This is a genomic window from Janthinobacterium sp. BJB401, from assembly GCF_013372745.1.
GTDB lineage: Bacteria > Pseudomonadota > Gammaproteobacteria > Burkholderiales > Burkholderiaceae_D > Janthinobacterium > Janthinobacterium rivuli.
Genome location: NZ_JABXFH010000034.1, coordinates 56218 through 63678, shown reverse-complemented (window position 1 = coordinate 63678; position 7461 = coordinate 56218). Strand labels below are relative to the sequence as shown.

Annotated in this window: 4 protein-coding genes; 2 read left to right on the top strand and 2 right to left on the bottom strand. The window is 54.8% G+C overall.

What is annotated here, in order from left to right; genetic code table 11:
- Both HWE17_RS20115 and HWE17_RS20110 read right to left on the bottom strand, forming a co-directional pair.
- A partial coding sequence (locus tag HWE17_RS20115; protein ID WP_176389976.1) for a hypothetical protein occupies nt 1-338 on the bottom strand: 338 nt, incomplete at its 3' end.
- A gap of 343 nt (nt 339-681) precedes the next feature.
- Nucleotides 682-5148: an AAA domain-containing protein gene (locus tag HWE17_RS20110; RefSeq protein WP_176389975.1), complete on the bottom strand. Its 4467-nt coding sequence runs from the start codon at nt 5146-5148 to the stop codon at nt 682-684.
- A 367-nt stretch (nt 5149-5515) separates the two neighbouring features.
- Between HWE17_RS20110 and HWE17_RS20105 the strand changes: the two genes are divergently transcribed.
- On the top strand, nt 5516-6115 hold the full coding sequence (locus HWE17_RS20105; RefSeq protein WP_176389974.1) for a DUF5677 domain-containing protein: 600 nt from the start codon (nt 5516-5518) through the stop codon (nt 6113-6115).
- Nucleotides 6116-6147: 32 nt separating this feature from the next.
- A complete protein-coding gene (locus HWE17_RS20100; RefSeq protein WP_176389973.1) occupies nt 6148-7341 on the top strand; it encodes a HEPN/Toprim-associated domain-containing protein in 1194 nt (397 codons plus the stop codon).
- Nucleotides 7342-7461 lie beyond the last annotated feature (120 nt).

Genomic DNA, 7461 nt, shown 5'->3' with positions numbered 1-7461 from the left:
ATCGTTTCCCGAAAGTCGTTGTTTGTGATGGCAGCACTGATGACCAGCTTTCGCTTGACTTGAGCACTATAGGTCATCGAAACATTGTCGGCGCCACGCGCCTGGACAATCAGGTCATCGAGCGGTTGCCCAAACGAGCCTTGCTGGACGGAGACATGGGTAACAACGCGTCCCGGCAGGCCGGGCGCCGTCGCTTCGCAAAGCAAAGCAGAGACATACACCGAAGCCACAGCATCCTCGAAGGTGAAGCCCTGCCCACCAGTGAGCTCTGGCGAAGTTCCGCTTGTCGTTGACTCTTGCGTGGTCCCTGAGGCCTCCACCTGAATATGGTCGTTCATCATTGTCCTAATAGGCAAGTGGCAAAAAACTGTGTGACCTGCGCTCAAATGTATACGTGCCGCTGAAGGCACCCACTGATTCCCGCGTGGATTGGGCGCGCCCAACGACTGAATTAGACATGCGCCCTATTTCGAATTCGCTGCCTGGCTTGAGCCGAAAGACCACGGCATTCAGTTCATCCTCATCCCAGAAAAATACTCCGTGCCCCGACCCGTACTTGCCCTGCATGGCCATATCAATTCAACTTGTATGCCTGCTAGGCCGCTGTAAAATCGGCCCTGCACACAGAAACTGGGACAAATTCGTTTTGGAATTACTGACGCCAACAAGGACTGTCCTTTCTTAGACCGGCGCCGCGACGTCAATTTCGTACGGGTCGACTTCACGGGCGTGGACCCAAGTCGAATTGTCGACAGACTCAGACCCAAGAGGCTCGATACCCAGTCTATCTAGCGTCTTCAGGAGGTCATCGACAACCTCGTCACGCCGGCGAACAAAGCTGGATGCAAAGCAGCGCCAGAACGTCCAACCAGCACGTTCAAGGACACGCTGGCGCGCCATATCGGCTGGCCATTGGCCTGGCCCATGAAAGCGGTCGCCATCGCATTCAATCGCGAGGCGACGGCCCTCACTGCCTTCGACTACGAAGTCAATGAAGTAGCCGCCACACGGTACCTGTGGCTGTACCCGATAGCCGCGCCGGACAAGTTCGTCGAACATTTCGAACTCAAAGCCCGATTCGCACATCTCGCGCAATGCGCCGACCTTCCGGACATCCTGACGGAACGGTTGCCGGAAGTGACGAATGAGCCTAGAGTTCAGCGTGTCTTCCTTGAAGGTCGACTCGGTGACCGACCGGAACAGGTAAGTCCTGTCCCGCGCGCGCGACAAGGCCACGTTATACCGTTGCTGCATGTCCGCTTTGTTCTGAGTCGCGCGGTCAGTGGGCCCAAGGACCATCGAGACCATCATGATGTCCCGTTCACGGCCCTGGAACATCGGCGCCGCACCAACGACAATCTTGCGAGCCAGGACGTCTGCGGGCGAGACGCGCTTGCTGACTAATTCATGAATATACGCAGCCTGCTCCATACCCATTAAAGTGACGACCCCGATACTGCGGCCCACCAGATTCGGGTCAGCAATCACGGCCTCGATTTCGTCGACAATGGCAATCGCCTCCGCCGGGTTGACGTCACCTTTGCGAAAACCGCCTTTAACGAAGATGTCAATAAGGGGCGGGTCTAATCGCTCGTTAGCCTTTGGCAAACGCAACGCTTTGATTTCCCCCTCGTAAAACTCTCGATTTGAGAACTCGATGATGGCCGGCACGCTGCGGAAGTGCTCTCGTAACATAACGGAGTTGCCAGCAAAGACCACCCGGGCGAGGTCGTAAATCGATTTGTCTGGCGTCATCTGCGCGCCGTGAGGCTGGTTCGCTAGGAAGCGCGCGCTGAGTTCCTTGATTTTCTCCTCCGCGGTCCCTACGGCTGACGGCGAGACCTGTTTATGGTCGCCGACGACGAGCAATTTTTTCCCGCGGAGCAGCGCCGGCAACGCCCAGATGTCGGACTGCGATGCTTCATCGACAATGACTAGGTCGAACAAACCGATTTCCGACGGTAGGGTTTCAGATACCCTCCAATGCGGGAGAACCCAGCACGGCACTGCTTGGTAGGCACGTAGCATCGCCTTTCGCGCGGTCTGCCGGTGCCTGATGGCACGTACGCCAGTTCCCGCACCGATTGACTGGACGGCGTTCAGATAGGCTTGTAGAGCCTGCCGCACGTTATCAGGAGAGTTGTTGTATACACCGAGCCAGGTCTTTTCTGCGACCAAATCCTGGTACGTCCGCGCAAGCGACGCCGTGAGTGAGCGGCGTTCTTCGAACAGGTCGCGGAGCTTCTGGTGCCCGTCGATACGTTCAAGGAACATGGTGGCCTGGCGCCAATTCCATGCTTCGAGCCATGCGGCGGGGACCATCGGGTCACTCTCTACTTGTGCTGGAACACTGCGTACGCGGGCGGCCCAATTTGGCGCGCCGGCGGCGTCAAGTTTCTGCGCAACGCGCGAAATTTGGCTGAACGCGGGACGCATCGATACGAGGCGATATAGCTCCGAGTTCAGCGCTTGCCAAGTCGTCTGCAGTACGCTTTCGTCGCAGGACGCCCTCCCAATCGATTCGGTAATGAAGCCACGGAACTCGTCGACAATTCCACCAGTGCATCGATTAAGCTTGCTAAGCAGCTCTTGCACGCGCTTTACGGCATATCCCAGACGAGCCTTGGCAACGTGCGCTTCGAGGCTTGACACTATAGTCGGAAAGAAGTCCTCGCCGATGGTCAGCAGTTGGTCCGCAACCGGCCGGCCAAAAACAGTAAGGACTTTTTCAGGCAGCAGCGTATCGAGGTCAAAAACCAAATGCCGGACGTCTTCTACATAACCTTTTAACTGGACAATTCGTTTAAAACCGCTCTCCAACGTTGCGCCGGCCGGCTCGATGTCAAATTCGCTTGCCAACGAGTTCCACCGGACGAGCAATTTTTTCGCTGACAGGCGCCATTCAACCTGCTGCGTTACTACGCGCCAGTCATCGACCGACGCCGGCACGATACCCAAGACTGTGACGGCTTTCATGGCTTTACGCGCCTCTCCTCGACCAAAGGGCAAGGCGAAGGCGCTCTTGCCTGACACCAGGCGCTCCAGTGCGTCGAGGAAGTCCTGATTCAGTTCCGCTCCGTCAGGAACGGCGACGACCTGCGTCAGGAGCTTTCGCCGCGCGTCTTCAAATAACTGAATCTCCGCGCAAATATCCTTGAGGGCAATACCGACGGTATCATCGTCAGGTAGTTCGGCCAGGCGAGGACCAAGGGGGTCAATCCACGGCTCACCGGCGGCGAGCAGTTTCGCACGCAGTGCTACGCGTTCATTGACGGCCACCAGCAGAAGCTCGGCTTTCTCGAACGTATCGCTGCGAGCGTCAGCCAACGCCAATACGGTGCCAGACGTGACATTGCTTTCAATTGCTCGAGCCTTAACCAGGTCCCGATGCACGCCGACAAGGTCCACCCAAGCCGGGAAGTCGTCAGGCGCAGGTAGCACCGCGGTAAGGTAGCCGAGGTCTTCGCCAACTTGTTGCCGCGCGCGACGCAGGCCGCCTACATCGGCATCATCGAACGATAGAGCACCCTCATTTGGAGGAGGCAGGTCATCGAACCAATCATGAAGTTCGGCGTCAGCCATCACCAGCTTTGCCATTTCTTCCGGCGACACTTCGCGCCCTTGAAACGTGTAGCTTTTCATATGTTTCTCGGCATAGTCGGAGACGGTCCGGTCTACTTGCGCAATCTTTGCATGCAGTTGGTCGAGCTGCAGCGCGGCCTGCGCGATGGCTTGTTCCGACTGAACCGGATTTAGGCGCGCGACCCGTGATGCAATCGTCTGCACCGATTGCTCGAACTGCTTCATGCCGTCGCGTTCATCGGAGAGTAGCGCGACACTTAGTGGTCGAATACGTTCCGGTAATTTGTCTTGCAGAACCGCGAGAGCCGACTCTCCCTTTGCTGTTACAAGGACGCGCTTACCGTTGGCTAGGTAATGTGCGATGACGTTCGCAATTGTGTGGGTCTTACCTGTTCCCGGCGGACCTTGCGTTACAACGCCGTCATTGTCCTCAAGCTTCTGGACGATGGATACCTGCTCGTCGTTATAGGGCATCGGGAAGAATAATTCGAAAGCGCCTGGCGCACCGTCGCTGGAAGACAGCCCCCGGAACGCTCGTTCTGGGCGCGCGCGCACGGCGGAGTCACCGTCTTCGACGAAACTGGCTAATACTGCAGGGATGTGCGTCGCGACTTCCAGTTTCGCTTTTAACTGGCGCACGTCCTCCAGATAGACGTCGGCCGACCGTTTGCGGGCGAAGATAACCCAAGTGTTCGTGATTTTCAACGCGTCGCCCGCGACTGGCGGCGATACGTCGTCTGTTAGGACCTCGTATGCGCCAGAAGGGTCCAAGTGGCCCACTGCGGCTTTGAGGACGCCATCAAACGATGATGCCTCAAATGGGTTTGGCCGGGTTTCTGCTCCTGCGATTGCGCCTTTCCAGAACGTCTCGAGGTGGCGCACCCCCGATATCTCCATCTCAGCGTAGCAATCAATCTCGAGCCGGGGTTCGGTCTCGCGCGGGCGCACCTCAATTTCGAACGTGTCGGTGTCGAGCGTGATTTCGCAGGTCTGGACGATGAGGGGATATTGGACTGGCGTTTTGAACGTCGGATTCTTCCAAGCCGCATTTCCGATGCCCCACACCAACTCAAGAGGCGCCTCGGAGCCGTCGGACGAAAGCGACTGTTGCAGCGCGAAGAGCTGGTTATAGCGCGCGATGGTCTTGCGTCGTGGCCTCTCGGCCGCCGCCCAAGGACTCCACTGCTCGGTAACGTACTGGTCGAACAGCGCCTGAATCTCAGGATGGTCGCTGAGCAGTTTGCGCCCAACCTCTACCTTGTTTTCAAGGACTGGCAGCTCCTTCTTCAACTCAGGGGATTTTTCAGGACTTTTGGGCAAAGTAACCCAGGCTTTTAGCGGTTCGACGACGCCCGGCGCGCTGATTTCCTTGAGTCGCTGGATACGCAGCCACACTTCACCACCGTCGTCCTGCACATTGAAATGCACGTCGGGCAGCCCTTTTAATTCGTTCTGGTAGGCTGCGAAATATTCGGTAGGGACTGAAAAAGCGGGCGTCGCTTTCAACTTTTCGACTTGCTCGATGTAGGTTAAGAGCTCTACGATACGGGATGCTGCGTTAGCCATACATTTACTTCCGTGATAGGTGGACTTGGTTCGATAGATTCGATTAAAACATTATTGCTGTCGAGGCCGTTGGCTTGTCAATACCTATTGTAAAATTTAAAAGAATCTCTTTATTGCCGAACGTTGTCAAGAGGTGCAAGTGGCAGCCAAAGAAGACTTTCCCCGCTTGCTCGGTATCTACGAGCAAGCGGGGAAAGAGTGCGGGTATTGGGCAAAGCGGCTTCTGCAAGCAGTGCGCCGGAATGGCGACCGCCCTCCCCCCCCGCCAAGAGAACACCAGGCTGCTGTGCCCGCCATGCGACACCATAGTGCTGCAATCGCGGGGTACAAATAACCCCACTTTCGGACAAGAAAAGGGTAATAAAATATGTTGAGTAATACGCAACTTAGCTCCGCCAATAAGTACAAAGAGTGGCTCCGCGTCATCGTTCATAACAGCGAACTTCCATCGAATGACCGGGTGCGAGCATCATGTGGCTGCTTCGCCATTGTCCAGGACCACCACCATGCTATCGTTGTTCTGTTGGACGCCCGGCTTTACGCATCCGTCTTCTCTTTGGTTCGGATTACGTTCGAAGCTTATATAAAGGGCGAATGGCTGGCGTCGTGTGCGACGGATGAAGAAATCAAGCGGTTCTTAGAAGGCAAGGAACTGAAGAACACATTTGCAGAGATGATTGAAGCCATCGAGAAGGCTCCTGCATTCAATGAGCAGGGGCTTTCAGCAATTAAGAGGCGGACATGGAAGGCTATGTGCGCCTACACCCACACGGGCGGGCTACATGTTCAGCGCTGGATTACTGAAGACGGCATTGGACCGAACTATTCGACCGACGAGATTCTAGAAGCCCTGCGATTTTCCGAAATCCTCGCGTCGATGTCAGTGCTTGGAGTGCTGACGCTTGCGGGAGATGAAGCGATGGCGGAACAGTTGCTTGAACGCTATAAGGCTCGAATGGTTGAGTAACGTGCGCAAAAATTAATGAATGGGAAAGAAGAATGTCAACTTGGGCCGGAATTGAACTGGATGGCATGAGTATCCTTGAAACACAAAACTATCTCCCTCGGTGGTACTTCAGAAAATCAGAGCGTTCAAAATTGCCTCCGCCGGATGACAACCAGGACGGGAGGCCGCAGTACATTTACAGTTCGCCTGCGAAGACCATTGCACGGCGACTTGCTCTTGATGGCTACGATTTGGAGTTCTTGAAACGCGACTTCAAGAAACAACTGGCGCAAATGGTTCAGGACTGTAAGGATATGCTGGAGATAGCACCCGAGGGAAAATGTGTTCAGCTAATTCCGGCTTTGGAAAGCAGTACCCTTGATGACTGGCTCAATCGCATCAAGAGAATTCGAGCGGATGGCCTGAGTTCCTCATATTTCTCGGAGGCGCCCCAGGACTACGACGATACCCTTTTGAACTTCATGCTTGGCAATCCGGAATCCTATTACTTTTCTAACAGGCCCGGCGGGGGCGATTTTAATTTCCCATGCACTTCGCCGGAAATGTACGCGGTCGCACTTCTTCAAGTCGTGCCTGATGACCGGCATTTTGTGCTAAATGCCACCGCGATGATTGCATCGGGTTGGAGCGATGAGTTTGACGACATTATCGAATATCATCAAGATAACACGACGTTTTACGAGGTATTCACGTCGTCGTTAGCAGAGACATTAGAGTTAACCGCGCTGGCACCGGACAACGGTTCTTTGGCGCGAATGCTGTACGCGAATGTAATTACCGTCATGGAGACGTATTTGAGCGACACGCTCAGGAAACAGGTTCTCAAGCGCAATGCTGTTCTTCGAAGATTTGTCAAAAACCATGACGCATTCAAAAGCTCCAAGAAGGAGCCGGTCAGCGAAGTGTTTGCTACCTATGACAGAATCAATGAGCTGGTCAATGAGGCAATAGACGGCCTTAGTTTTCATAATATCGTGACAGCAAAGAAGCTCTACAAGGAAGTGCTGGCGACATCTTTCCCTGATGATATTCGTGAACTCATAATGGCCGTGGAGACCCGGCATGACATCGTGCATCGCAATGGGAAAGATGTTAGAAACAAGGCGGTCATGGTGACTATGGCGGAAGTCAGAACGTTAGCCCAGCTGGTAGAGGACACGATGTGTTACATAGACAAGCAAGTCAAAGATGGCTTGCTTGAAGATGATGAGCCAGGCGAGCAGTGATGTTGGCGAAAGATGTCCTCCGCACATGTACGGATTTGCCTTTATCCATTTGTCCGCACTGACTTTGATGTCCTAGAAATTGCGATGAAACCTAGATTCGAGGAAATGACTTTCGAGAAC